24 protein-coding genes and 1 tRNA gene are annotated in these 25,175 nt (G+C 63.6%); 14 read left to right on the top strand and 11 right to left on the bottom strand.

From position 1 onward, the window contains the following. Nucleotides 1–1,390: HNH endonuclease signature motif containing protein (locus tag NP3_RS40100; protein WP_063046926.1), on the bottom strand; the 1,390-nt coding region annotated here is incomplete at its 3' end. Nucleotides 1,391–1,512: 122 nt separating this feature from the next. On the opposite strand from NP3_RS40100, the gene NP3_RS40105 reads away from it, so the two are divergent. Then, nucleotides 1,513–1,585 (top strand) — tRNA-Ala (locus tag NP3_RS40105). A 77-nt stretch (nt 1,586–1,662) separates the two neighbouring features. Here the strand turns inward: NP3_RS40105 and NP3_RS40110 are convergent. Together NP3_RS40110 and NP3_RS40115 are read right to left on the bottom strand one after the other, a co-directional pair. Then, nucleotides 1,663–2,673, bottom strand: coding sequence for a site-specific integrase (locus NP3_RS40110; RefSeq protein WP_084509575.1), 1,011 nt, complete (start codon nt 2,671–2,673; stop codon nt 1,663–1,665). Nucleotides 2,674–3,092: 419 nt separating this feature from the next. After that, nucleotides 3,093–4,328 carry a helix-turn-helix domain-containing protein gene (locus tag NP3_RS40115; protein WP_084509576.1) on the bottom strand — a complete coding sequence of 412 codons (1,236 nt, stop codon included), beginning with the start codon at nt 4,326–4,328 and terminating at the stop codon, nt 3,093–3,095. Nucleotides 4,329–5,494: 1,166 nt separating this feature from the next. Between NP3_RS40115 and NP3_RS40130 the strand changes: the two genes are divergently transcribed. From NP3_RS40130 to NP3_RS48605, 4 genes are read left to right on the top strand one after another with little or no spacing between them, the layout of a single operon-like run. After that, the gene (locus tag NP3_RS40130) at nt 5,495–5,827 is read left to right on the top strand and encodes a hypothetical protein (RefSeq protein ID WP_157124867.1); all 333 of its coding nucleotides are present in this window, start codon (nt 5,495–5,497) and stop codon (nt 5,825–5,827) included. Continuing rightward, a complete protein-coding gene (locus tag NP3_RS40135; protein WP_063046931.1) occupies nt 5,824–6,042 on the top strand; it encodes a hypothetical protein in 219 nt (72 codons plus the stop codon). The genes NP3_RS40130 and NP3_RS40135 overlap by 4 nt, the downstream gene beginning before the upstream one ends. Nucleotides 6,043–6,097: 55 nt before the next feature. Then, entirely contained in the window at nt 6,098–6,586 is a 489-nt protein-coding gene (locus tag NP3_RS40140; protein WP_157124868.1) for a hypothetical protein, read from the top strand. A gap of 23 nt (nt 6,587–6,609) precedes the next feature. Next, on the top strand, nt 6,610–7,713 hold the full coding sequence (locus NP3_RS48605) for a hypothetical protein (protein WP_157124869.1): 1,104 nt from the start codon (nt 6,610–6,612) through the stop codon (nt 7,711–7,713). A 503-nt stretch (nt 7,714–8,216) separates the two neighbouring features. Here NP3_RS48605 and NP3_RS47375 read toward each other — a convergent pair. Both NP3_RS47375 and NP3_RS50060 read right to left on the bottom strand, forming a co-directional pair. Further along, nucleotides 8,217–8,981 (bottom strand): DUF4365 domain-containing protein, encoded by a 765-nt coding sequence (locus NP3_RS47375; RefSeq protein ID WP_084509577.1) that lies wholly within the window; start codon nt 8,979–8,981, stop codon nt 8,217–8,219. A gap of 612 nt (nt 8,982–9,593) precedes the next feature. Then, nucleotides 9,594–10,121 carry a hypothetical protein gene (locus NP3_RS50060; RefSeq protein WP_218025030.1) on the bottom strand — a complete coding sequence of 176 codons (528 nt, stop codon included), beginning with the start codon at nt 10,119–10,121 and terminating at the stop codon, nt 9,594–9,596. A 670-nt stretch (nt 10,122–10,791) separates the two neighbouring features. Here NP3_RS50060 and NP3_RS40170 point away from each other — a divergent pair. Then, nucleotides 10,792–11,001 carry a hypothetical protein gene (locus NP3_RS40170; RefSeq protein WP_157124870.1) on the top strand — a complete coding sequence of 70 codons (210 nt, stop codon included), beginning with the start codon at nt 10,792–10,794 and terminating at the stop codon, nt 10,999–11,001. 175 nt (nt 11,002–11,176) lie between these two features. On the opposite strand, the gene NP3_RS40175 is transcribed toward NP3_RS40170, so the two are convergent. Continuing rightward, the gene (locus NP3_RS40175; protein ID WP_063046938.1) at nt 11,177–11,944 is read right to left on the bottom strand and encodes a hypothetical protein; all 768 of its coding nucleotides are present in this window, start codon (nt 11,942–11,944) and stop codon (nt 11,177–11,179) included. A gap of 262 nt (nt 11,945–12,206) precedes the next feature. Continuing rightward, nucleotides 12,207–13,016 carry an alpha/beta fold hydrolase gene (locus NP3_RS40185; protein ID WP_063825040.1) on the bottom strand — a complete coding sequence of 270 codons (810 nt, stop codon included), beginning with the start codon at nt 13,014–13,016 and terminating at the stop codon, nt 12,207–12,209. A 210-nt stretch (nt 13,017–13,226) separates the two neighbouring features. Between NP3_RS40185 and NP3_RS40190 the strand changes: the two genes are divergently transcribed. From NP3_RS40190 to NP3_RS49515, 3 genes are all read left to right on the top strand, one after another. Further along, nucleotides 13,227–13,469, top strand: a complete 243-nt coding sequence (locus NP3_RS40190; protein WP_063046940.1) for a hypothetical protein — start codon at nt 13,227–13,229, stop codon at nt 13,467–13,469. 585 nt (nt 13,470–14,054) lie between these two features. After that, on the top strand, nt 14,055–15,008 hold the full coding sequence (locus NP3_RS40195) for an NAD(P)-dependent alcohol dehydrogenase (protein ID WP_063046941.1): 954 nt from the start codon (nt 14,055–14,057) through the stop codon (nt 15,006–15,008). 550 nt (nt 15,009–15,558) lie between these two features. After that, the gene (locus NP3_RS49515; protein WP_063046942.1) at nt 15,559–15,900 is read left to right on the top strand and encodes a HEAT repeat domain-containing protein; all 342 of its coding nucleotides are present in this window, start codon (nt 15,559–15,561) and stop codon (nt 15,898–15,900) included. A 99-nt stretch (nt 15,901–15,999) separates the two neighbouring features. Here NP3_RS49515 and NP3_RS40205 read toward each other — a convergent pair whose 3' ends face one another. From NP3_RS40205 to NP3_RS40215, 3 genes are all read right to left on the bottom strand, one after another. Continuing rightward, on the bottom strand, nt 16,000–16,419 hold the full coding sequence (locus NP3_RS40205; RefSeq protein WP_063046943.1) for a hypothetical protein: 420 nt from the start codon (nt 16,417–16,419) through the stop codon (nt 16,000–16,002). 302 nt (nt 16,420–16,721) lie between these two features. Then, complete coding sequence (locus NP3_RS40210; protein WP_063046944.1) at nt 16,722–18,437, bottom strand: ABC transporter ATP-binding protein; 1,716 nt, start codon at nt 18,435–18,437, stop codon at nt 16,722–16,724. Then, nucleotides 18,434–20,251, bottom strand: a complete 1,818-nt coding sequence (locus NP3_RS40215) for an ABC transporter ATP-binding protein (RefSeq protein ID WP_063046945.1) — start codon at nt 20,249–20,251, stop codon at nt 18,434–18,436. Before NP3_RS40215 ends, NP3_RS40210 begins: the two co-directional genes overlap by 4 nt. Before the next feature lie 73 nt (nt 20,252–20,324). Between NP3_RS40215 and NP3_RS40220 the strand changes: the two genes are divergently transcribed. Further along, nucleotides 20,325–21,107: a helix-turn-helix domain-containing protein gene (locus tag NP3_RS40220; RefSeq protein ID WP_063046946.1), complete on the top strand. Its 783-nt coding sequence runs from the start codon at nt 20,325–20,327 to the stop codon at nt 21,105–21,107. Nucleotides 21,108–21,235: 128 nt separating this feature from the next. Continuing rightward, entirely contained in the window at nt 21,236–21,439 is a 204-nt protein-coding gene (locus NP3_RS40225; protein WP_063046947.1) for a hypothetical protein, read from the top strand. An 86-nt stretch (nt 21,440–21,525) separates the two neighbouring features. Here NP3_RS40225 and NP3_RS40230 read toward each other — a convergent pair whose 3' ends face one another. Next, the gene (locus NP3_RS40230; RefSeq protein WP_245721304.1) at nt 21,526–22,350 is read right to left on the bottom strand and encodes a helix-turn-helix domain-containing protein; all 825 of its coding nucleotides are present in this window, start codon (nt 22,348–22,350) and stop codon (nt 21,526–21,528) included. Between the two features lie 78 nt (nt 22,351–22,428). Here NP3_RS40230 and NP3_RS40235 point away from each other — a divergent pair, with 78 nt between their 5' ends. From NP3_RS40235 to NP3_RS40245, 3 genes are all read left to right on the top strand, one after another. Next, a complete protein-coding gene (locus NP3_RS40235) occupies nt 22,429–23,247 on the top strand; it encodes an alpha/beta fold hydrolase (protein ID WP_063046948.1) in 819 nt (272 codons plus the stop codon). A 315-nt stretch (nt 23,248–23,562) separates the two neighbouring features. Next, complete coding sequence (locus tag NP3_RS40240; protein WP_063046949.1) at nt 23,563–23,871, top strand: type II toxin-antitoxin system prevent-host-death family antitoxin; 309 nt, start codon at nt 23,563–23,565, stop codon at nt 23,869–23,871. Between the two features lie 4 nt (nt 23,872–23,875). Continuing rightward, on the top strand, nt 23,876–24,397 hold the full coding sequence (locus tag NP3_RS40245; RefSeq protein WP_063046950.1) for a type II toxin-antitoxin system RelE family toxin: 522 nt from the start codon (nt 23,876–23,878) through the stop codon (nt 24,395–24,397). Nucleotides 24,398–25,175: the final 778 nt, after the last annotated feature.

The raw sequence follows: 25,175 nt of genomic DNA on the forward strand, positions 1-25,175 counted from the left end.
TTGGTCGGTCCGCGGGATGGCTGGGGATTGCGGGAGGAGTTTCGGGCGGTTCGGATCGGTGGTGGCCGGTGTAGGGGGCAACGGGGGCGTCGGTGTCGGTGCGCGGAAATAGGTATCGCGCGCCTTCGCGGATCGTGTTGTGGATATCGCCGGTCGGCGCGGTCCATTGGAGGCGATCCGGATCGGCGCGCCAGATGCGCCAGGGGAGTCTTTTGTTGTCCGCCAACGTTTTCAGGCGATGGTGCCTCGTACAGAGTGTGGCCAGATTGGTGCGAATGGTGCGTCCGCCGCGCTCGGGGCGCTGGTGGTCGAAGGGGTGATTGTGGTCCAGTTCGGATTCGGCGGCGGGCATGACACATCCGGGAAAGCGGCACATGCCGTCCACCGCCCGCACCTCGCGCTCCAGTCGCGGTGTTGGCCGCCACCGCATCGCCTCATCGACAACAGCCGCCTCGTCGTCGGCGTTCGAGCGTTCCGGTATGACCTGGAAGCGTGCGTGTTCGGCGAGAATCCGGGCCAGCGCCGCGTCGATCGGCCCGTACCCCGCGAGAAATGCCGGTGCCTCCTGAATCCCGAGCAGTGTGTCCGCCGGAATCCCGATCTGGATCAAGGGTCTACGCGGCTGCTCGATCGGCGTACCGAACTTTGGGCAACGTTCACCGCGTCCGCACTGGCATTTCAGCCGTCCGGAACCATCCGCGAGCGCCACCAGAGCGTCCGCCCGTCGCTGCGGCATGCTCCGTGGATCCGATGCGCACACCTGCGTACTCATCTCGCGCAGTCGCATCGCCACTGTCTGCGCCCCGGGCGCGGGCAGTAATCCATCGAATACCGCCATACTGTCTTGCACCGCTCGCAGCCGAACGTCGCGCTCGTCCTGCCGCAGTTCCCGCCTGCGCTGCGTGCCGCCGGGATCCAGCCGCGCCGCCCACCGCCGCGCTGCCTGCCGCAGCCGCACCGGATTGTTTCGTCCCGCCGCCTCGAGCAGTCGCGGCTCCAGCGCGTCCAGCACCTCCCTGGCCACCGCTCGGGTGCTGTCCACGATCACCCGCACCTTGGCCAGATCGATCCGTCCCGCCGCGAAAGCCGCCCGCGTTCGCGGCAACGAATCCTCCAGTGCCAGACCGATATCGATCAACGCCCCCGCCGTCCCCTCGTCGATCTGCAATGCCACCGCGGCCTCACTGGCGGCGAACTCGCCGGCCCGCACCCCACCCGGCCCCGGCTCGGCACTCTCGGCCCGATGCCGTCGATACAACTCCCGCACCGCGAACACCTCAGCGGCCTGTGCCACCGCCGCCTGTCCATGCGCCGCCCGCAGGGCCTCGATCAGCCCCTCGTCGGTCATGGCCCCGAAGTCCACGGATGAGAGATCATCGCCATCGAACATGTGTTCGATTCTAAGGTCGAACAACTCACTCCGCCACCCCCGAATCGAGGCGATTTGGTTGCCGACACGCCAGTGGTGTAACTTCGTTCAGGCAGTCAGGGAAACCCGACGGCGACCCACTCGGGGCTATGGCGCAGCTGGTAGCGCACCACACTGGCAGTGTGGGGGTCAGGGGTTCGAGTCCCCTTAGCTCCACTCGTTTTGCAGGTCAGGGCCGCTTTTTGGTTCGGTGAGACGAACCGAAAGCGGCCAATCCTCCAACAAACTCCCAACTAATTCCCCTGACCATTGACGGCGCGTTCGAGTGCTTCCGCCGCCGCGTGGTGAGTTCGCCCGCGTGCCATGTAGCGCCGCTGGGTCATGGCGGGGTCCGCATGGCCGAGTACGTCAGCGGTGATCCGTGCCGACAGGCCCGCGTCATCGAGAATCGTCGCGACGGCGTGGCGGAAGCTGTGCGCGGTGATGTCATCGGCCATGCCCAGCGCTTCGCGTACCCGCTGCCATTCGTGGCCGACGTTCTGGGGGTCGCGCAGCGTCCACACGGCCGAGGGAAAAACCAGGTCGAGTGTCGGTGTGTCTGGGTCCGGCGGGGCGGCCAGCTTGCGGGCCGCCAGTACCGCTTTGCGGCGCTTGAGCATCTCGACGGCGAAGTCGGGCAGGGCGATTGTTCCCCGGCGGTTCTTGGGGTCGTCGTCGCGGTCTATGCGTACCAGGCCCTCACCTTTGACGCGCACGACCTTGCCGGTACTGCGCAGAGTCCGGGCTTCGAGATCAATATCGGTCCAGAGCACGCCGAGAATCTGACTGCGCCGCAAGCCCGTTGCCGCCAGCAGGGTTACCACGTCGGCCAGATCGGCACTGTCGCAGTGTTCCGCGACCGTGGGCGGGGTGTACGCCTTCACCGGATTTTTCCGGCTGCGCTCGGCGCGCGAGAGCTTGCGCGGGCACGGCACTTGCGAAGTCCGCACCGCCGCGAGGATGAACCGCAGTTCATCGATAGTGATGTCACGTGCGCCGCCGGTACGGCCCTTGGCCTCCACGTTCTTCGCCATCTCCGACTCACGGACAGGGTTGACCGTGAGGGCATCTTTACGCACCGCGTAGCGGAACATGCCCGACAAGACATTGCGGCCGGTCCGCATCGAAGACGGTCCTTTTGCCCCGCCGACCTGCTTGAGGAACGCCTCAACCGATGACGTGGTGACCTCCAGTAGCCGCCGCTGCCCGAACGCGGTGGTGAACAGCTCCGCTGCCACGTCGTAGCATTCCAGTGTGCTCAGCACTGAATCTCCTTGTCCGTCAGTAGAAGACGCCGCAACCGGCCGCGCACATCACGCGAAACAGCAAGGCATCCGCATCGAAAAATCCGTTACCGGAAAAAGAGATTCAGAAGAAGGGTGACACCGCCGGGTCGACGCCACGGGAGCTACACGCGCGAAAAGGATTCGGTGAGATAAGACGCGCTGTACCGCGCGGGGGCCGCCGCTAACACGCATCGCTCACAAACAAGACGGCACCATCGAGCATACCCCGCTTGAGAGCTGTCCTCCTCGGTCACGTAACTGATTGCACGCCAATCAGTTACGGCAATGAGCGTGCGTACCGAATCGTTGCGCCCGACACGGCTCGTCGGCTTGACGCTCCATCGAACTTTCTCGTCGCCGAGCGCGGGCCATCGCCGCCGGAGTGGGCGGACAATTGGCTACTTGGTGTGCACGTAGGTGGTCAAGGTTTCGCGCATCTCTGCCGCGACGGCAGAGTCGGGGAAGTTCTGGCTCAGCAATCCTTCGAGTTGGTTCAGGCGCTTTCGCACCCACGAGAAATGCGCTGATATGGGGCTCTCCAGCACTGGCGTCACCGCAGCCAGCGATGCATCCAGATCACCTAGCCGTGCGTTCGCCGACGCGAGGTAAATCTGGCTCAACATCTCGTCACCCGGTGAACGCTGAACTTGCCATGCATCAATGGCACGCTCGGAAGCCTTGACCGACTTGCGCAGAATCCTGCGGTCATCAGCCCACATCAACGAAAACCCCCGGTAATAGATCTGTTTCGCCGGCGAGAACGTGAACAGCCCCGGAATCTCATCCGGTCCCGCCGCATCGCGCGCCCGATCGGCTTCGTCCAGCAGTTCGAGCGCACGCGCCGAGTCACCCAAGTTCGCAACCGACGCGGCCAGACCACACAGCAGGCGCGCTTCAGCGGTCCCCGTCGAACCGGTCACGTACCGCAACCCATCGGTCGCAGAATCGCGAGCCGCTTCGAAATCTTTGACGAACCTGAACGCCAGCGCCTGCGTGCCACGCGCCCAAGCCCGTAACTGGTCATGGTCGGCCCGGTCTCCCAGTTCGAACGACGCTTGCGCGTGAATTCGTGCTGTATCCGCTTGCCCAAGATCAAGCGTGAGATAGGACAGCACCCCGCAAACGCGACCGAGAGCTACATACAGTTCACGTATTTCCTCGGGCCGATGTGCTCCAGCACGAATGCGACGCATTAGCTCCGATCGAATCGCCATCGCTCGCGACAGCGTCTTGTCGTATGACTCGAACCGTGCTCGGCGCGCAACATCGATGATTCCGTCTTGCATGTCGTCGAGTGGGACGGCATCGGGAGCGGAAAGCAGCGCCTCAGACTCACGTCGAGATTGCTCCAACATTCGCAACGTGTCATCCCGGCGCGCGTTGTCCCGCTGGTCGTCATCCCATGCGGCCAGCAACTCACCGTGCGCGTCCAACGCACGGTCTACTCGCTCAGCCCATCCCCGATCTTTCGGCCAACGCCGACCGGCCTCGATGTTCGCGAGATGCGACCACGCACAGTAAGTCAGCCCAGCGAGCTCGCGCAGACTCAACCCGCGGTCGTCGCGCAACCGCCGCAGCACTCGGCCCGTCCGTTGAGGTTCCATCCCCAGCAATCCTGTTACCGCCGTGTCCATTACACACCCGCCCGCGCGTATTCAGATCCGAGAAGTGCTGTTTGAAAACAGCGTAGACCTGCACAACTGGACACGGCCGTGTTGATCTGGAATAGCGCCCGGTGGGGAGAACGGCCAGCTAGCCCTGATGCAATCCGCTCCCACTCCGAGGACATTCAGGGGTTGTCGGAGCCGGGCGCACCTAAACATTCGCCGTACCGAGGGGGCACGATGCTGAACCCGAATCAGCCGCACCGAACGCCGTTTGTCGGCCCACCCGCTCCACTAGCGCTCGATGTCCCTGCTGATGTTGTCGAGCGGTACCTGTGCGCGCTACACGAATGGCAACCCGAGCAGACGCCCACCGCACATCCTGACCAAGGGGTCTGAATCCAATGGGCCACATAACTTTTGGCGATACCCCGTTGTCCCGATGTCACTTCTACCGGCGGGTGTGCGATTTGCCCGCCACCGTCGATCCTCCCCAACTCGGGCGGATCATTATGAAGGCCGACCACGTATGGGCACTCATCGTCCCCGCTCACCTCGGCCAAGCCGTGAAAACCTATATGCAACATCATGGTTCGGATATCGGGCCGATTCTGTCGCATCCACGTTCGAACCGGTGCACCCTGCTCGTCAGACCGGACATCCCCGACGACGTGTGCCTGTTCGCCGAGTTGTTTCGTCTGAACGTGTCGGTGGTGCGATCCGGTGGCACTGTTGCGTTGCCGTCACCGGTCGACAAGGGCGCGCAGTTCCGGCGCTGGATCGAGCCACCCCGATGCGCGTTCCGGCCGTCCGGGCTTGTGGTGGTTGATGCGATCCGCGCGTGTTCTGCGCCGTATCGGCCCGTCCGGAGGTGGGCCGCTCATGTCTGAATGTGACTGTGGGCTGTGGGGCAAACTCTCGATGTGCGGGATTGGGAGCTTCAACGGCAAGACCGGGGAGTTGGAGTCGGTCCAGTGTCCGTCCCGGTTCTGTATGACTATGGCCCCGCTGGTCGACGGGAAGATCGGCGACCACTACGGCATCACGGACATGCCGTCACCGTCACCGTTGCCGTTGCCGTTGCCGTTGCCGTTGCCGTGTCCGTGTCCGTGGATCGGGGTTCGGGTTGTGAATGACGTTGACGACTTCATACCCGATGACTCCACACCAGTTCCGCCGATGCAGGAGCAGCAGCCATGAACACAAATACGTTCGCTCCCAAGGCAATTGGTGTTCTATCGCTTGTTGTCAGTGGCCCGCACCGGTTGCGGGACGAACGAGTCATCACCGAGTTGGCGCAGCGACGCGGCTACGCCCTGACTGGACTGGTCACCATCGGTGATGACACGTTCATGCCGACAGCCCTCATTGTCGGGACGGCACGCGGCAAGGGAGCGGCAGCGGTCATCGCGCCTGACATGGCCCACTTCAGCAGCCGCGTACGGGCTATCGCTCTCGCGTGCGACCTGATCACGCCAACCAAGTTCGTGGCCTGCACCAGCACCGACCGATTACGGGAGACGTCATGAGCGAACAGGTTTCCCCGCTACCGGACGTACCCGACGTGCACCTGAGCGTGTTCGTGCACGGGGTGCGGATGGACTTCGCCGCATGTCTGACCGCCGCACTAAATTTCATCGAAGAGCATCGGGCACGCCACTACGTCGACGCGGCAAATGTGCTCCCTGGCGACACCACCGGCCTTCAGCGCCTACCGAATGAACGGCTCTACCTTTCACCGTGAGATGAGAGACTGACCCGGGCACCGACAGTGACGACCATACGGAGGGATGATCGGCGTGGGAAATGATGAACAAATCGGTTTCGATATCGAATTCGATGACAAAACCCAAGCATTTTTGGATTGGGTCGCGACCGAGCACATGGAATCGAAGATAAGTAGGTTCCTCACCGAAACCATTCCCGACGTCGCGGACTATTCGACGGATACATGGTGGAAGCCTCCGGTGTTGACTCGCATTCTCGAAGCCGCGAAAGAACTATTCGGTGACCCGAACGGATTCATTGCACCCGAGAACCGGGACCGCGCGGACCAGTTCGTCCGATTCCTCGGCGAATGCTGCATACGGCGGAATCCTGGAATGACGTGGACGAACAAGCCGGAATACGGCACACTGCCGCCGCTGTATACCGATTTCGGGCCGGCTGTCCACTATGCCGATACCGGGCTGACAGAGACGCCGAAATCACTAGTGAACTGGCTTTTCGACGACGACGGTCCGAAGATGGTCGATTACTGCATTCGAACGGCTGGAAAACCAGTCTGATTTGAACCAGCGAGGGGGGCGCTGTGCCCGACGAATACGATGCCGCTCGGCGCGACATGTCGAATTACGAAAAAGGACTTTATTTCGAACTCGGCAGAGCGCATATACGAGGTGAAACTCCGGAAAGAGGCTGGGTCCGGCAATTCGCGATATCAATCAACGGGAAGAGTCGCATACTGGATTCGGCCCGCTCCGACGGAAAAGGCGTCAGAAGTGTCGAAAGAAAATCGGGAAGAGTAAACGAAGCCGACGCGCGAAAGCAACTCGGCCTAGAGCGGCAAGGGCTCGACTCCAGGCAGGTGACTCACAGCACCTGGGAAACGGTCGAAGGCGAAAAAGTCCCGGATAAAGTTCTCGGCGATATGCAGAAATTGGCGCTTGATTTTCCCGGGCGGTTCCGTCATGAGACCGTTTCCCGCGCTGATGCGGCGCGGGCGATACGGCTCGGTCAGTCCCTGGTATCCCAACAACTCGAATTGATCAGGGCATACGAGCTGACTCGTGCCGACCGTGCACGTAAACGGCTAGGGAAAATCCGAGAAATCGTGCGAGCACGAGAAGCCAAGGCGAAGGACGAGCGCGCTCGAGAGAAGGAGTCTCAGCAGCGAGGAATAACGAAAGAGCGAGACGAGCAGGCACGGGCGAACAAGGCGCGAGACGAACGCGCCAGGGTCGAACCTGAGCCTGCCGCACGGGTAATGCGGGAACTTCCGACCTGGGCGCAGATACTCACCCGAGAAGACAACCGAGAGAACGCGCAACCGCCCACCCGCGCTGACCGCGACGCGCAAGCGCTGGAGATGCCCGGCCTTGAGATCAAACCAGGACACGCCCAAGAACCCCACACACCACCACCCGCACCGCAACGAACTCCGGAGCAGGCACAGGCGAACCCTCGGGCACGAGCTGCACAAGAGCGTGACAACGCGCGAGCACTAGCAATAGAAAATGGGCTATCGCCACAGATGATGGGCATTCTCGGACTCAACAGCAACGACCCACCCAAGATGATCGACACCGACGCAGCGCGGACACACGCCGAGTCCGAACGGAACCGGTCGATACATCAGCAACGCGAACGTGAACGCTCCGAACGCGAACGCGAAGGCCGACACCGTAGCGAGTAGCGCTGGAATACCGAGACCCCGCTGTGCCGGATTCGGCTACCCCAGTCCTGGAACCCTGCGTGCGGGGTGCCTGCCGGGATGCGTCGCGGATCGAGCGGGATTACCGAACAGTCCCGCGAAATCTGTTGTGCCGCAAGCTTGATGACCTCATGTAGGGAGTGAAAGAAGGTTTGGGAGCCCCCGGAAGTGAAAGAAAAAGAAGAAAAAGAAGCCGGAAACCCAAGTAAGAACCCAAGTAAGAAAACTTGCCGAATTTCCCTCTACGAAGATCAATGGCGGCGCGCTACGCGCGCCACCCGGTGCACCGCCCTACCGCTCCGCTCCCGGGCGGGCACCCCGGCGCAGAACCGGATGGAGGACCGAACGGCACACCGAGATGCGAAATTCTGCCGCGCCACCCCTATCGGGCTGGCTTGCCACGGAATTCCCCGCTCCTGCAATTCGTAGCATGAGACCGCAACAAAAGGTTTCATGATATCGGAAAAAGCGTAGGAGAGTCTCCTTCATGGGAAGAACGAAAAGAATTCGTTAAATTCTTCTCCGTTCGGCGCCTTTCCTGTAACTGCAATTTCTGGCCCATAAGACGTCCATGTCCTATCTGAAGCCCTATGTCCGACGGTCCTGCCGTCGAATGGTTCGAGGTCTGAAATGTAAGAGCATGTTATTACAGCCCAACTTTTGGGAAGGTTGGGGTCGGCGTACTCATCGAAGATTGACTCGATGGTTATATCCGTCAGGAAGTTATTGGAACAATTCGTGAGAACAAATTTTCCATCCTCCATCTCATGAACCCTTACCAATCGGGTTCGCTCGAAGTGTGATCCGCCATTATCGATATAGGAAATTATGTTCGAAATGAAGTCCGCCACAGTATCATCTTCGAGCAGATCGGATTTGCGTACATCTATCCAAGTCGCATCTGCATTGTATTGGAGCTCTCGAGTCAGGTTCACCCAGTAGAGACCGCCCTCATCGGTATCGTATACGACACCAACTACAGGTACATGACTCAGTTTCCAATCATTTTGGTGACCATCCAGCGGTATCGCATAGCCAGCGGCGCGTTTATACTTTCGGCCACTCTTAACTTGGACTGCAACCATGTGCCCAGTCCGCCTACGGTTTTCGACAATCTCTACATGAAGATCCTCGCCATGATCATTGTTGCCATCAACTTCATGAACGACATGACCATGGCGCTCTAGCAACGCGCGGAAAGTGTTGACACCCGCTCGTTCGATAGGCCGATTTGCATTGGTCATTGCCATTGAGTCAATCTCCTCAACTGGTCATTACGGTAATCAAACTCACCAGCAGGGTAGCGGCACGTGCCGACACAGAACAGAACCGACCCGACAGATAGATAGCCATCCGATTGCCGCGTACTTCCCGACTCCGGCGTGTCATGATCCCGACATGCCAGAATCGAGGCTCGGCGAGCATCCAACTAAGTCCCAACAAATTCCCGGCGCGTTGACGACGATCGAACGTATATTCGGTTGTTGAGCGTTGTTCATTGTTGTCATTTCCGCTGGTCAAGTTGCATTTCTTGTACGCACTTGACAGTCCATGATTGCCCGCAGTAGCGGCCCTGACCGGTACTGTGGGGGTCAGGGGTTCGAGTCCCCTTAGCTCCACAAATTGATACGAATTGTGCTGTTGATCAGGGGCTTTGCTGTCTTGCAGTCATGAGACCAGCTTCGGTCGGGTGGCGCATATATCCTGGTCAGCGCTCGTTTTCTTGTTCTAGTTGGCCCCCCCAAGGTGTGTTCTCGTTCCGGCTCGGTGTTGATTAAGTCGGAAGGCACTCTGTCACCACCGCGTTCGCGAGCCATGCCGGTCACAAGTGGGAGCCTGGTCGTTGTGGGCTGATGTCATGATCAAGCCCGACCGTGTGTGTCGCGGGTGCGGACACCACGCTCGCGCAGGCGGTTCAAGACAGTGGTGGGATCGACAGCGAAATGCTTGCCGACGCGCGCCAGTGACCAGCCGAGACGGTAGAGCCGGATCGCCTCGTCGGTCTGATCGGGGGACAAGCCGCGTCGACGCATCGGTATGCCGTAGCGGTGCAGGATTGCGCTGATGGTACGGCGGTCGACACCGAATTGGTCGCCCAGCTCATAGGTCGTCGCACCGGCAACATAGTCCTGTATCAGCCGGTGGACTTGGCCGGGATCAAGTGATCGCGGCCACCGTGGTGTGGCTTGGTTGGCCCGCGAGGGCAGCAACCGGGGACTCTCGCCACCGCTTGCGGTGCGGTCGTCACGACGATCTGGATTGTCAGCCAACTGCTCTCGCGCGAGTTCGATGAGTACCTTCGTGATCTTCTCGGCATCGGGGCGATCACGACGGACGCCGTGAATCCTGAGTTCACCCCACCGGGTAGTGGTGTTGATCGGAGTTTCCATGCGTCCACTCTCCCGCCTGAACACGCTGCCGGTCTGTAAGTCGGACCTGTTCGACGTCGCGTTCCAGCTCATCACGAGTATGGCCCGCCAACCTGGTACGCCCGACCCACGGGCACGATACGATATTCGCACCGGCCACCATTTCGGTGACGTCGAGATCGGCGGCGATCGCTACCGAACGCCTTTGACTGCGACAGCGTGAGATACGCTGCTGTACAGCACTTTTCGGGCTGCCGGAACAACCGATGTGCGGCATTACCGCGCGTTGGCGCCGCGGGCCAGTCGGTTGAATCGAACCGGTAGACACCTGATGCACCCGACCGGAATACGAGCCGCCCATACAGCCGGTCAACCGCCGACTTCGACGCACCGCCGGACAGGTCTTGACTGCCGCAGGATTGCCCACCACGGAATTGATCGCCGGGGCGGCAGTATTCGTGATCGGCTAGCATCCCCGGGATCCAGACCAACTCGATCGGGGGACACTGTGGCCGCTCGTGCCGCCGTTATCGCTATCGCCGTGCTAGCGCCCGTCGTCCTGACAGCATGCGGTTCGTCGAGCACCACTCCGGCCGCACCGAGCGCGCCGGGGTCAGCACCAGCGAGCGAGTCGTCGGTCCCGGACGCTACGGTGCCGGGCCCGGCTACTTTCATTCCCGGCGGCGCAGGCTTGCGACGGGAGACCTGTCTGGGTTGGCTCGACTTCTTCACCGAGGCCAAAAGGCTCGCCGACGCGGAACCCGGATGGACTGCCGAAGAGGCCGCTGAGGGAGTCATCGAGGATGCCTCGAAGTCGCCGAGGTGGAGCAACACCTCCGAGGACGACCGCGCCGCGATGAAGGCCGGAATCCGCGATGCCGCCGACGGGGCCTGCGTATAAGCCCAATCCGTCACACCACATCAGCCCCAGAACGCCGCACAATCGGCAGATCAGTGCGTTCGGCTGGCCGCGGCTTGGCCGGTTCTCTCAGCGCGCAACGCGGCATTACAGGATGTTCGACAGCGAGCGGGCTATCACGCTACGGCAGCTCAGGCGCTGCCAGAATTCCTGGCTGTCAGCACCAGGGCAGGAGCAGCGCTTCGACATCCGATGCCGCCTGGAGCGCATCGATCAGCTCAGTCGGGCCGGCCACCTTCGTGCCGCAAAGGTCCCAATCGGACCATGTGATCCAGGATCGGTCGGCTGTCCACATATTCGAGGGTGAGCCGACTCCGCTGGGATGGTCGTACAGGTCTGCGGCGCCCCCGAGAGGACCTGAGACAATGACTCCGGTGTCGAACTCGCCGCCGACTGCCGGGCCGAAGTAGGCCACGCACGGGGTGTCCGCACCGCCCGGGCACCACGCGATCAGAACGTCGATCAGCGTTCGCCACGACTCCCGATCGAGGGAGCCCTCGGCGGGCGGGCGGATATTCACCGGCCAGCTCCCGCTCGGGTGTGCGCCGTACAAACTGCGGAAACTGGGGTATTCGCCCTCGGCGACCGTTGACTGGCCCAGGCGAGCCGCAAGTTCGGCCCAGCGCAGCCTTTTCCAGCCCGGTCCGGGATGCTCGGAGCGGCCCAGCTCGTTTCCAATCAGGACCGACGTGGCTTCGAGGTCGAATCCGGGGACTATCGTCGGCTTCTCGAGTCCGGCAGCCAGTCGCTGCCGGTGCTCCTCGTCGTAGGTGAGTTCCGCTGGGCCCGACTCGTGCTCGTACATCGCATGCATCAGCCACGCCGCATCGGGTCGTGAGTCGATCTTGTACCCACACCACCCGAGATCAGTTTCGGGCGTGCCGAGCCACGAAACCAGTTCCCGATCAGCGACATTCCAGTTCACAGCAGGAATCGTACCGAGCGTGGGGCTACCAATTCTCGGTCGCGGTGCTTGCATCACGCAGCAACGGCCCGTGTGCTTCAAGGCCGAAATGCGTGGTGACCGCATTTCCTGCACGAACCGGCCACTCGAACACTCGCTCATCGGCACTATCGGATATTTCAGAGGCGTTGGTGGCCAACGGATCAGCGGGCGGCCACCGCGTCTTCGGATCGCACGCTCCGCGCGTGAGCGGATATTTGTCGGGACTGCTCACCTCGGATCATCACAAACTGCAATGCTGCCAGTCGATCGCGGCGGCGGCGGGAGGGTGCCGGTGCGGGCCGACCTTTCGATGCGCTGCCCGTCCGGTGCGCTCAAGCGTGCGGGGTATTCGGTTGTGCGCACAGTCTGGTGACGAGGTCGACCCACACCTGCGGATCGTGTGGGACCAGAGGTTGTGGTCGACTCCGGGTACTTCCTCGAACCTGCCGTTCGGGATCAAGGCGGCCAGTTGCCGCAGTGGCCACGACGGGCGGATATCGTGCTGCGGCGCGACGAAACTCATGGCTACGTTGGTGTCGGCCAATCGCCGCAACAGGTCGGATTCGTGGATCCACTCCACGAACGACGCGCTCAGTGCGGTGTGAACGATTGGTTCCCAAGCGATTTCGAGGTCGGCTTCCCGATGCCGGGCGGACTCGTATGCCTGCGACCAGGTCCGGTCCTTGTGTAATCCGTGCCCGGCGACGCCGACGACGGATCGGACTCGATCGGGATGATCCAGCGCGTAACGTACCGCCAGGTCCGAACCCCAGGAATGGCCGAGTACGCCCCAGTCACGGATGCCTTGGGCGCGCCGCACCGCCTCGATATCGGCGACTGCCTGAGCCAGGTCGTGCGGCCCGCCCTGGGAGCGTCCGACACCTCTGGGCTCCGGGTACCAGGCCCGCATTCCACGAGGTGCCAACATGTCGTTTTCGAGGTAGTGGATGCAGCCCGGTCCACCCGACAAGACGACGACATCGGGGCCACGTCCTGTGACACCGACGTGCAGCACGGTGCCGTCATCGGCTTGGACCTTCGTCGATCGCATGTCACCCCTGGTTCGTCCCGACTCATCAGACGGGGCCGGATACATCGTCCGCCCAATCGGATTCGGCATTATCCGAGTATGGCAATACCGGACCATCGCGGCACCTCTGCTTCGTGCTGGGCGAACGCGCGCCCTGCGGCAGGTGCGGATGTCTGTGATGCTGGTGTCTTGAACGGAGCGATCGACTGCTCGAAGGCTAGAGTCGGATTCATGAAAGACCGGCCTGTCCTCGTCGTAGCCCTGATCGGGGGCTTCATCGGCGCAATGCTGTCGAGTCCGTTCGCCGTGTACTTCGGCTTCGGCACTCCTGCGCTCGCTACCGCCATTGTCGGCGTGGGAATCTTGCTGGCTGGAGTCATAATGTTCGGCGGCCTCTGCGCTGCACTGGCATGGGCCGTCAGGGCCGATCGGCGTAACGGTGGTTACCGCTGTCGCGATGAGAGCCGGGCATAACTTTCCGAAGCTACGGTCTGGCGGCGATACGGCCAGCAGCCGTAGAGGACGCGGTAATCGGCATTACAGGGCGTTCATGGAGCGATAGGTGCCTACCTGAGTCATGGGGATTAGAAGTGCGACTCTGGCGTCCACGCGACATGCGGTCGTGTGTGCTACCAGGAGAAAGCACATCCCGCTGCGTCACCGGACTTCCTGTACTGCAGTCGATCTCTCTGCGAGGTCGTAAGTCGTTGCGATGAAGGTGGAGGCGTATTCCTTTGCGCCGCTGGGTTTTCCAGTAGTCGGTGAGGGCGGGATCATCCCATCGGCAGGGCCCTCTTTATGGACATCGACGAAGGTTCACGCGATTCACCCGTCCGGCCTGCCCCTGACAACCGAAACCGAATTCGGCCCTCCTATCTGCGAGTTCACTCGCATCGTGCGGTTTCGTATCGCAACGGCAATACAGGACGTTGCTGGTGTGCGGGAGTGGGTTCGGCGAGTCGTGGGATGCCAACGCACAGTTCGTCGGTCGCGGGGCGGGCAGTCAACTAGAGTCTGGCGTGTGTCAGGCTGTCGCTCGATCCTCAGTGTCGGCATCGCATGAGGGCCATCGTGTACGACCGCTACGGCGGCCCTGAGGTGCTGTCGCTCGCGGAAGTCCCGGTACCTTCCCCGGGGCCGAAACAAGTGCTCGTCCAGGTGCACGCGACGTCGGTCAACCTCTCCGATTGGGAGACCCTGCGGGGGACACCGCTGTATTCGCGCATCGGCGGGCTCCGGGCACCCGGACGCCCCGTTCTGGGATCCGACATCGCTGGACGGGTCGAGGCCGTTGGCTCCGAGGTCACTTTGTTCGCGCCGGGTGAGGAGGTCTACGGCGACAATCTCACGCTCAAGGGCGGGTTCGCGGAATATGCCGTGGCTCCCGAATCAGCGCTGGCCCGCAAACCGGCGTCGCTGAGCTTCGCCGAGGCGTCGACCCTGCCGCAAGCCGGGGCGATCGCACTGCAGGGCACGGCCGGTATCACCGCCGGTATGTCGGTGTTGATCAACGGCGCGGGCGGGGGCTCGGGAGCGTTTGCGATCCAGTTGGCCAAAAGCGCAGGCGCGCACGTGACCGGGGTGGACAACGCCGCCAAACTCGCGTTCATGCGCACGCTCGGCGCCGACGAGGTCATCGACTATCGCGCCGAGGACTTCACCCGAACCGGGCCGTACGACCGGGTACTCGATCTCGTCGCCCACCGATCGATCTTCGCGTATCGCAGGTCGGTCGCGCGCGGCGGCCGCTATCGCTGCGTCGGCGGCACCACACGCGCGTTGCTGCGGATGACGACGGTCGGCGTGGTCGCCGGGATGGTGACCGGCCGCGGGCTCGGGGTCCTCGCGGTGAAGGAAGGGCCCGCGCACTTCACACCCCTAGCGGAGTTGTGTGTCGCGGGCCGAATCGCTATCCACACCGACCGCAGTTTCACGCTCGATGAGACCGCGGCCGCGCTGGCCCATGTCGGCGCGGGCCGCGCCCTCGGCAAAGTGGTGGTCGAGATCCGCTAATCGGCACCACCAAATGCTGAGCCCGCAGGCATACAGTGTGCTCGCTGTAATGGGTGTCTTCGATATGCTCCAGCGCCGATCCGATCGCGCCCAGCACTTGGTGCGGCGTGGTCGTGTGGCGCACATACCGGGCCGCCGGGCGGGCACTGGCACGGTGAAAGTCCTTCTCCCACAGTCGGAGTTATCGCCCGGGCGTTGACACATTTTCAAAGTTCAGGCGTGCTCCACCACACCGAAGCGCGAGCTTGATACTCTACATGTCGCGAATTGAAATCCATTGCAAGCCAGTACAACTGGGGGCAATGCCCGATTGACTCGATCCATCGCAGACCCACCCCAATCCGATCTTAAGGCTCGCGCTCTTCGGCATTTTGGTGCGTTCGGCTGGCCGCAGCTCCGCCCGTGGACGGGGCCGTTCACGCGTCAGCGCCTTGGGCATCGGTCCCTCTCCGTTCTCGACGGGCCACAAACGTGCATGGGACGAGCTGACACAGGAGATGCAGAACGCCTTGATCAAGGCGGGCGTGGTGAACAGGAAGGGCAAGCCGCTGTGAGTACGTACCAAAGCCTCGAACCGATCGGCCGGAACGAGGCGATCACGATGCTCGATTCGGACGACAACCTGGCGGTTTCGCAGGCCATACTGCGGTTGGCTCTCCACGACCCTGATGGCGGATGGGTCACCGACCGCGCGCTCGCCCTGCTCGAGAATCCGGACCCCAATGTTCGCTCCGGTGCGGTGACGGCCCTGGGACACATCGCGAGTATTCACAGGGCCATCGACACCGACCGCGTCGTTCCTGCGCTACGCGAACTCGTCAACGACCCGATCATCGGTGGTCGCGTTGAAGACGCATTGGACGACATCACCGTTTTCGGGGGACGATCCTAGACCCCCAGCGCTGACTGACAACAAGCAGGTGACCTCGCTGCCGGGGTGGGACATAAGCGAGCCAGCGGATATCCGAATTTTGTTCTGCTACCGGCACCGTCACCGGGATCGGCCGCGGCTATCACGCCTTGGGATTCCGCGGCGTTCGAGTGCCGACCGAACGGTGGTGTGGGCGACGTTCAACCGGTCGCCGATGCGGTTCAGCGACTCGCCGCGCTGGTAGCTGGTGACGGCGTGGTCGATTTCGTCTTCGCTGAGTCGCCGTTGCTCCCGGATGTGGGTACCCGCGTCGCGCAGGATGGAGAGGATGCTGGCTTTGGCGAGTTGCCACTGGATGGCGAGCTGTTTGGCGGAGGCTCCGGCGTCGTATGAGGCAGTGATCTCGGCGCGCTGGTTGGTGGTGAGGCGTCGTTGGAGTTGGTGTGGCCGGGCTGGACTAGGCCGCTTGGTCGGTGCAGGGGCTGGTCCGTCGGGGTCAGGCAGCGCCGCCAGCAACTTCTCCAGCGCTTCTACCTGCATGTTCGTGTTGTAGTACGGTCTCCCAAGGTCCACAGAAAACGCAGGTCAGGCCCGATCTAAGACCGGGCCTGACCTGTTTTTTTGTGTCTGGCCCCGCGTTTACCCCCGTTTTGGTCCTAGATCCTGTTTGCCGAAATCGACGCGATCGCGTGTGCAGCTGTCTCCACCGAGACTGGACCGGCGGATTCGATAGCAATTGTCTTGATCAACCGCCCTGGATGCCGCGTGGTTGCGATGGAGCTGTCGATTGTCGTTGAGGGGCGGTGGTCGCGCCGCGGTTGATTGCGCTGGACACTTGGCAGTTACTCAACGGCTGACAGTGGTTGGGATATCGCCCAGAACGCGGCGTAGCGGCCGCCGTGGCCTACCAGGTCGTCGTGGCTTCCCTGTTCCACGATTCGGCCGCTGTCGAGGAAGACGACGTGATCGGCGCGGCGGATGGTGCGCATTCGATGCGCCACCATCACCACGGTTCGGCCGGCCATGAGGCGCTCGATGCCGGCGTGGACCGCCGCTTCGTTCACCGGGTCCAGGGCGGAAGTCACCTCGTCCAGGAGCACTATGGGCGCATCCTTCAACAGCGCCCGTGCGATGGAAACCCGTTGGCGCTCACCGCCCGACAGTAGCGCGCCGCCTTCGCCGACCAGCGCGTTCCAGCCGTCGGGGAGACGCTCGATCACCTCGTCTAGACCCGCCGCGGTGGCGGCGGCCCGCATCTGCGCGTCGGTCGCGCCGGGGCGGCCGAGACGCACGTTCTCCTCGATGGTGCCGTCGAAGAGATGGACGTCCTGGAAGACGATGGCGAACTGGGCCATCAACTCCTCGGAGCTCATCGCGCGCACGTCCACACCGCCGATTCGTACCGCGCCGGAGTCCACGTCGTAGAACCGGGCGAGTAGCTGCAGCATGGTGCTCTTCCCCGCACCTGACGGGCCGACGACGGCCAGCCGCTGCCCCGGCGGCACCGCCAGGGACACGTTGTCGAACACCTGCCGGTCGCCGTGTCGGAAGGAGACGGCCTCGAACTCCAGGTCATGGCGGTGTGGCCGGACGGGATCGGCAGCCTCCGGCAGCGGTTCGGTGCGCAGCAGCGTATCGAGTCTGGCCAGCACGGCGCGCGCGCCACGGAGCTTGCCGCCGATATCCGATAGCGACAGCAGCGGATCGGCGCAGCGGGCGGCCAATACCAGGCTCGCCAAGAGTTCTGCCACTCCGATTTCGCCGCCGAGGGCGAGATAGGTGCCCAGGACGAGCAGGGCGGTGAACATCGCCTGCACCGTGAGGGTGAGGCCGATGACGCCGGGTAGTGCGGACACCGTCGACCGGCGCGATGCGCGCTGCAGTTCGTGGAGCGAGTCGTCGAGCAGCGCGAAGCGCTCAGTGGTTCGGCCGCCCGTCCGCAGCACCGGCTGTGCCTGGAGATACTCGATGACCCGTTCGGCGGCTGCGGCGTCACGTTCGGAGCTCTCCGCATCGGCGGCGGCGGTTGTGTGGGCCGTCCAGCCACTGATCGCCGCCACGATCGGCGCGGCGAGGAGCGCGGCCACGCCCAGCTGCCAGTTGTATGACAGCAGGACGAAGACGATCGTCAGGGGGGTCACCGCGGCGGAGAGGAACGGCGCCAGCAGATGTGCGATAACGCTCATGGCCTCCAGGACGCCGCGACTGGCCAGCACCGACATCTCGCCGACACGGCCGCCGCTGTACCAGCCGAGGGGTAGACGGCCCAGATGCTCACCGATTCGGGAGTAGATTCCCCGCAGCAGGGTGGTTCCGACGCGGAAGCCGGACAGATCACTGAGATAACGCAGGACCGCGTAGACCGCGACCGCGACACCGAAGGCGACCAGCCAGGGACGGGCCTGCGCGGGAGTATCCGCGAATAGGGCGCGCAGAATGGGAACCAGCAGGCCGTAGGACAATCCTTCGACAATGGCGGTCGCTGTCATGAGGGCAACCGTGCGGCGCACCGGCGGGGCGTATTCGGGTCCGAGTACGCGCAGCAGCATTCGAATCATCGGTACTCATCTCCTTGTGGGGTTTCGGACCCGTCCGCGATCGCTGATTGATGGGCCTGCCAGAAAGCGGCGAACCTGCCGCCGCGGGTCAACAGTTCGGCCGGCCGGCCGCGCTCGACGATCGCCCCGTCCTCCAGCACCACGACGGTGTCGGCGTCGGCGACTGTCTCCAGGCGATGGGCGATGACCAGAATGGTGCGCTCTCCTGCCAGCGTCGACAGTGCTTGGCGCACCGCCTGTTCGGTCTGCGGGTCGGCGAAGGCCGTCGCCTCGTCGAGCACCAGGATGGGCGCGTCAGAGAGTAGTGCGCGGGCGAGTGCGATGCGCTGGGCCTCACCGCCGGAGAGCCGGGCCTGCGTGCCGAGCACGGTCTCGTAGCCGTGGGGCAGTTCGAGAATGCGATCGTGGATGTTCGCCAGCTGGGCAGCGCGCACCACATCGGCGCGGTCGGCCCGTGGTACCGCCAGCGCGATATTGTCGGCGACCGACGCGCGTAGCAGGCGAACATCCTGGAAGACGAAGGCGACGTTCCGGTACAGCGCATCGCTGTCGATGTCCCGCAGATCGGTCCCACCCAGCATGACCGACCCGTGCGTCGGATCGAAGAAGCGTGGCAGTAGCTGCACCAGGGTGGATTTGCCGCTTCCGGACGGTCCGACGAGCGCGGTGACCGTCCCCTGTTCGAGTACCAGGTCGATTCCGCGCAGCACCTCATGCTCGGCGTCGTAGCCGAATCGAACGTCGCGCAGTTCCACCCGGTGCCCCCGGGGGGCGACCGGATTCGCGGGTTCCGGCAGCGGCATGACGGCGAGTACTTCCCGAATCCGGCCGACCGCGCGCCGCGCGGCCTGCATCTCATCGAAGCCGTGGCCGAGGGCGGCCACTGGGGCGGTCAGGCCCAGTCCCAGCAGCAGGAACGGCAACAGATCGGCCGGTGCGAGCGAACCGTTCGCCATGAGCACCGCACCGCCGGTCAGCACGACCAGCAGGACGAACGGCGGCGACAGCACGAGCTGCATGCCCGCGGCGATCGGGGCGAGACCGCGCACCCAGCGGAAGAAGGTCCCGACGAAATCATCCACGGCCGTCCGGAATGCGCGGTGGGCTTGCCCGGAACCGCCGAATGCCTTGACCACCGCGATGCCCTGCACGTATTCGACGACGGAGTTCGCGACGCGCCCCATGGCCACATCGAACTCTTCCTGTTCGCGCAGGCGGGTCGGAGTCATCATCGCCGGTACCAGCGCCACCGCCAGGACCACCGGGATGAGCGTGATGAGCGTCAGCCGCCAGTCGATGGTGAACAGATAGATCAGCGAAACCAGCGGCACCACGAAGGCGGAGACGAGCTCGCCGGGGGTGTGCGCGATGAACGGGTGTACGGCGCTCACATCGTCGCCCACTACCCGCGCCAGCTCGCCGGTCCGGCGGCGGGAGAACCAGCCGATCGGCACCCGTCCCAGCCCGGCGGCCAGTTGCCGGCGCAGCGACAGCTGCACCCGCCCGTCGAGTAGATGTCCGATGCCTGCCGATGCGGCCGTGAATAGCAGCCGGACCAGCAGGCCGGCCGCGCCCGCGAGCACGACGATCCAGACGTGACCATGGTCGATCGGAGTGGGGGAGAGCAGGGTCCGGCCCAATTCGACGACGGCAAGCAGCGGTGCCAGCCCGGCGACAGCGCCGATGACCTGAAAGATCAGTACGGCGGCGAAACCGCTGGCGAAGGGGCGTAATGATCCGGTCGGATGCTGGGCCGGCTTGGGATCGTTCGGGGGTGGGGATTTCTCTTTCGTCTCGGCGGTATCGCTGCGCATCAAGTGTCTCCGTGCTTCCGGTAATGCTTCTCGCCTCCGATGCTCTCGGTGGCGTAGCGATACCCTGACAGGCGTGGACACTGATCCGCTTTCGGAAATCTGCGGTCCGGCGCGGACGCCGGTGGCCTGGGTGCGGGCCGGCCATGTCGGCTATGTCGGGCCGGATCTCGGCGTCGAACCGCATTCCCCGTCGGTCGCCATGCTCAGCGTCGGACTGCACGGCCCGCTCCTTGTGCATACCGGCGCGCACGGCCGGATCCGCACCGGCAGTTCCTTCGCCCCCGCTCGCACGACACAGCGCCTAGTCGCCACCAAGGGCTGGATTCTGGCGCTGTTCGTCGAACCCGCGGGCGCGCCCGCCACCGCCATTGCCGACGAGATGACCTCTTCCGCAGGACTTTTCGGACTCGACCATCGACGGGAACGAGAACTGGTCGAGTTGTGCTTAGCCGAGAGCGTGGACCCGGATCGCATCTACGCCCGCGCCGTCGCCGGGCCCGCGCCAGTAACCGATCCGCGCATCGAAGAGGTCGCCACCACCATCCGCGACCATCCGGACCGGACCTTCCGCGCCGATCAGATCGCCGCGAATATGGGCCTGTCCACCACACATTTCCTGCGACTGTTCACCCAGCAGTACGGCACTACCTTCCGTGGCTATCAACGGTGGAGCCGCATCATCCGTACCGTCCGCAACGCCGTGGCCGGCCACGACCTCACTCGTGCCGCCATCGACGCCGGGTTCGCCACCCCGTCGCATTTCAGCGAAACCTTTCGCGACATGATCGGACTATCGGCTACGGATATGCTGCGCGCCGGTATCCGCTTCGATCTCGGAACAGCGCCCGCCCCTTGATATTCCGAGCGCCACGGTGCTCTCAGGACTCGATCCGAGCAGGCGGTGGGATGCGACGTCCAGGTCGCCTGCCAATGTGTTCGACCCTCCAGGAATCCGCTCGTTCCAGGGGGTGTGAGAATTGAGCGATGGATGACTACACCACTCACAAGCAGCGTGCCGAGGCACTGCTCAGTGGCCTTACCGCCAGCGACGCGGTCAGCGGTGCGGAGCGGCGGAACGTGATCGCTCAGGCACAGGCACATGCTGCCCTCGCGCAGGCGGAAGCCCAGTGGGCGACCGCGGATGCCATACGCGCACTCGGGACGTTGCCGTCACGAAGCGCGGTCTGAACGACGCGGGCCGCACGCCGGCCTCGCGGGTCATCCCGGTCTCATGTGCCCTCGGGCAGGCCGTCGTTGTACGGTCGGCTGCGGGATCAGCTTGTCGGCCACGCAGTTTCATCGATCGCGAGCCACGGTGCGCTCGCGACGAGGGTCGGGGTCATATCGGTGATCGCCTTGGTACGACGATGAAGATGGGATTGGTCGGCATAGCCGGCCTCGAACGCGGCATTCGCTGGCGAGCGACCCGCCGCCAGAAGATGGGCGGCATGGTCGAAGCGGACGAGTTCGGACGCGAGCTTGGGCGAGACTCCGATCCGGGTCCGGAAGTGAGACCAGAGTCGCTGGCGGGTCCAGCCGGTCTCGGTGGCCAGGGTCTCGATACGGAGCCGCCCTCCGGTCCGGACAGTCTGGTCCCAGGCGTATACGAATTCGGGTGCTACAGCGAATTTGCCGGTCGCCTGGCTTCGGAGGAACGCACCTGCGAGGGCGAAGCGGTCGTCCCACGACGGTGTCGAACGGAGCCGCTCGGTCAAGGTGGTAGCGCTGCCGCCCCACAGTTGCGACAACGGTGTCACGGTACCGCCGATCATCTCGGTGTCTCGCAGAATCGCTGCGGCGACGACGGGGGACAGGCGGATCTGCAAGACTTCGCCCACCCCCGCGCTGGTGATGCGTAATGCGCCGGCGCGGAGGCCGATGATTGCGTTCCCTGCGACCGGGCCTCCGGGGCCGTTGTAGGCGACTCCGCGTTCGGTGAGATCCAGCAGGAGCGTGACCGAGGGATGCGGGATCATCGTGAGGTCCACGGGGGCGATGTCGTAGTAATGGAAACCCGCCATCCGCACTCCCGGAGTCGGGAGACCGGCCGGGACAGCGACCTCGACCCGGCTCCAGTCCAGTAGGCCAGTAGCGGTCATACATCCCAGGCTAGCCGGATCGGGACAACGTGACATTCGTACAAGACGGTGCTACGAGCCTGCGACGAAGCTGTCGGTATGAGCGAATCGAACCCCACCCGGACACGCGATGACACGACAGTCCACGGGTTGCACGTTGTCATCGACGGAGACCCGGCGGCACCACCCTTGTTGCTCATCCACGGTTCGGGCGCAACCGGTTCGATGTGGTCGCCGGTGGTGCCGTCTCTCGCCACGGCGTATCGGGTGATCACGATCGACCTTCCGGGATGCGGCCGATCCGAGCCGGTGTCCACGTACACCGTTCCACAGCAGGCGGATCGGACGGCGGCAGTGTTGGACGAGCTCGGGTTCCGGAATCTGAAGGTGGTCGGTCATTCCAGCGGGGGATACGTCGCTACCGCCCTCGTGGAGCGTCGTCCGGACCTGGTCGGCGAGCTGGTCCTGGTCAGCACAGGGCCGAGCCACACAGCGCTCTTGCCCGAGCCGGCGATCATCAAGGCGCTCGCCTCGCCGCCTTTCGGCCCGCTCGTGTGGGCGATTCGTACCGACTCGATGATCCGCCGCGGACTGGCAGCGACTGCGGCGGCCCCGATCACGGTGCCCGACGCAGCTGTAGCCGATCTGCGAAGGACGACCTATCGAGCGTTCCGCGCGATTCTCGCCGCCAACATGGACTACATCGCCGCGGGGAGTGTGCCCGAGCGCCTCATCGCCGCCGGTAAGCCCCTCCTCGTGATCTTCGGGGATTCCGACCCTCGGTGGGACCCGGCCTCGGCACACCAGTACGAGGCGGTGCCGGGTGCCAAGCTCGAATACCTTCGCGGAGTCGGGCATATGGCGATGCTCGAGGACCGCGACGCCCTCGCCCGCTCGATACTCGACCACACACTCTAGGCCTGCGTCGCAGGCTTCGGTTCGACCTGACATGGGGCGGAAGAACGCGAGCAGTCGTTGACGAAGAAGTACGAACATCGCGATCCGAACCGGCCACCCGGGTCAGAGCGCCCGAGGCGCCCGCGACGACGATGTTGACGAGGAATTCGACGAATGACCGCCCCAGGGGCGAACCAGGTTGCAGTCCACCTGGTTCGTCCTCATTCGACGCGAAGCTGAGAGTTGTTGTTCGATGCCTCAGTTGAGGTACTTCTCGACGACTCGGCGTGTCGACACGACGTAGAGAATCTAGCTAGAATTCTGTACAGTTACGGCATGTCCATCCTGCGCAACACTCATGAGCTCAGCGTTTCCGACGCCGCGCAGCGAGGCGTTGCTGGCCTGGTAGCGGATGCCGAACGAGGCACCGACCTGGTGGTCACCCGTCATCACCGGCCGGTTGCGGCCGTGGTCAGCATGAATCGGCTCGCCGAGCTGGATCGCGCGGAGTCCGACCTACGCGACCTCGCACTGGTGCTCGCCCGGGCCGCGACCGACAGCGGGAACCGAACATCACTGGACGATGTACTCGGCGCCTTCGGTCACACGAGGGAATCCCTCGCCGAACTCGACGACCACGAGTAAGCCGATGGTCGAAGTCCTCTTCACCGATGCGGCAATCGACGACCTTCGAAAACTCGGCCCCGACGCCGTGCCCAAAGTCCTCAAAAAGGTGCTCCTGCTGCTGCATTCACCGCAAGCTGGCTATCCGCTCGGCGGCGAACTGACCGGGTTCCGCAAGCTTGTCGTCGGCCGCAACACTTGGCGGATCGTGTACCGGGTTGTCGACCAGCAGACCATCGAGATCTGCGAGATCTGGGCAATCGGAGAACGCGCCGACTCCGAGGTCTACGCGGAAGCAACCGCCCGCATCGTCGCGGCCGCCAGTCGGCTACCGGAATTCAGCAAGCTCGGCGAAGTGGTCGAGCGACTCGGCCGCAGTGCCGAATCGCTCGGCATTTCACCGACACCGATTCGCGAACCCGTCCCCGATTGGCTTGCACAGCGATTGATCCACACGGTCGGCATGGCTCCTGCCGAGGTCGCGGCACTCAGTCTCGAACAGGCCGTCGACCGCTGGGCCGAATACACCTCGCGGCCATCGACGTAACCGGCCGAACACGATTCTGCCCGACCGGCTCCACCCGTCGACCCGAGGCACTTCCGTCACAGCATCCCAGCTGCGGTTCGCCTGCCGACTAGTTCGATCTGCAGTTCCGGCCCAACTGCCGTCAACGTGTTCGCGGTGTGGAGCGTTAGGCCCACAGATTTCGAAGCCGCAGGTCAATGACCTGCGGCTTCGCTGCTGTTGTGGCATTGCGCCAACACCGTGCGTGTAGGTCCGGTCGGCGGCTCGAATCTATGAGCGTGCGAACGTCAGCAGGTCGTGGTTGAGCTGTCGGCGGTGGGACAGATGTAGCATGTGCGAGGCATTCCCGTAGACCACCAGTGATCTGTCGGGTCTCGGCCCGGAAGTCGGCGGCCAAGTTGACCCGGCTGCATTCGACGGCTGCGTGCAGTGATACCCGCATCCAGTCGCGTATGGTGGCCTCGCGCTCCAGCTGTGGAATTTCGCAGCCAGGTAGATCGTCACCGAACGAAAGTGGTGCATTGTCGACCACCCAGCGTCCGTAATCGGTGCCAAGTCGATCCAGCAGTGTGTCGGCGACCTGCGGGGCGACATCCAGGTGCGGAGCAGTCGCGCCGACCAGCACGATGCGTGAAACACGCTGAGCGCCAGTACGGGTCAGGTACCGGATCACTTCGCCGCCGCCATCGAGTGGCCGACCAGGGTTATGTCGGTGAGTTCGAGCTGCTCGAGCAACGCGGACAAATCGTCTGTGAGAGTGTCGAATTCGTAGCCGGCGCCGGGATCGTCGGAGCGTCCG

Source organism: Nocardia pseudovaccinii NBRC 100343 (assembly GCF_001613225.1).
GTDB lineage: Bacteria > Actinomycetota > Actinomycetes > Mycobacteriales > Mycobacteriaceae > Nocardia > Nocardia pseudovaccinii.

Excerpts from the sequence above, each read along its gene's own strand:
- NP3_RS40115 (WP_084509576.1), bottom strand. The coding sequence starts at position 4,328 with ATGGACACGGCGGTAACAGGATTGCTGGGGATGGAACCTCAACGGACG.
- NP3_RS40130 (WP_157124867.1), top strand. The coding sequence starts at position 5,495 with ATGAACACAAATACGTTCGCTCCCAAGGCAATTGGTGTTCTATCGCTT.
- NP3_RS40135 (WP_063046931.1), top strand. The coding sequence starts at position 5,824 with ATGAGCGAACAGGTTTCCCCGCTACCGGACGTACCCGACGTGCACCTG.
- NP3_RS47375 (WP_084509577.1), bottom strand. The coding sequence starts at position 8,981 with ATGGCAATGACCAATGCAAATCGGCCTATCGAACGAGCGGGTGTCAAC.
- NP3_RS50060 (WP_218025030.1), bottom strand. The coding sequence starts at position 10,121 with ATGGAAACTCCGATCAACACCACTACCCGGTGGGGTGAACTCAGGATT.
- NP3_RS40185 (WP_063825040.1), bottom strand. The coding sequence starts at position 13,016 with ATGCGATCGACGAAGGTCCAAGCCGATGACGGCACCGTGCTGCACGTC.
- NP3_RS40190 (WP_063046940.1), top strand. The coding sequence starts at position 13,227 with ATGAAAGACCGGCCTGTCCTCGTCGTAGCCCTGATCGGGGGCTTCATC.
- NP3_RS40195 (WP_063046941.1), top strand. The coding sequence starts at position 14,055 with ATGAGGGCCATCGTGTACGACCGCTACGGCGGCCCTGAGGTGCTGTCG.
- NP3_RS40205 (WP_063046943.1), bottom strand. The coding sequence starts at position 16,419 with ATGCAGGTAGAAGCGCTGGAGAAGTTGCTGGCGGCGCTGCCTGACCCC.
- NP3_RS40210 (WP_063046944.1), bottom strand. The coding sequence starts at position 18,437 with ATGATTCGAATGCTGCTGCGCGTACTCGGACCCGAATACGCCCCGCCG.
- NP3_RS40215 (WP_063046945.1), bottom strand. The coding sequence starts at position 20,251 with ATGCGCAGCGATACCGCCGAGACGAAAGAGAAATCCCCACCCCCGAAC.
- NP3_RS40225 (WP_063046947.1), top strand. The coding sequence starts at position 21,236 with ATGGATGACTACACCACTCACAAGCAGCGTGCCGAGGCACTGCTCAGT.
- NP3_RS40230 (WP_245721304.1), bottom strand. The coding sequence starts at position 22,350 with ATGACCGCTACTGGCCTACTGGACTGGAGCCGGGTCGAGGTCGCTGTC.
- NP3_RS40235 (WP_063046948.1), top strand. The coding sequence starts at position 22,429 with ATGAGCGAATCGAACCCCACCCGGACACGCGATGACACGACAGTCCAC.
- NP3_RS40240 (WP_063046949.1), top strand. The coding sequence starts at position 23,563 with ATGTCCATCCTGCGCAACACTCATGAGCTCAGCGTTTCCGACGCCGCG.
- NP3_RS40245 (WP_063046950.1), top strand. The coding sequence starts at position 23,876 with ATGGTCGAAGTCCTCTTCACCGATGCGGCAATCGACGACCTTCGAAAA.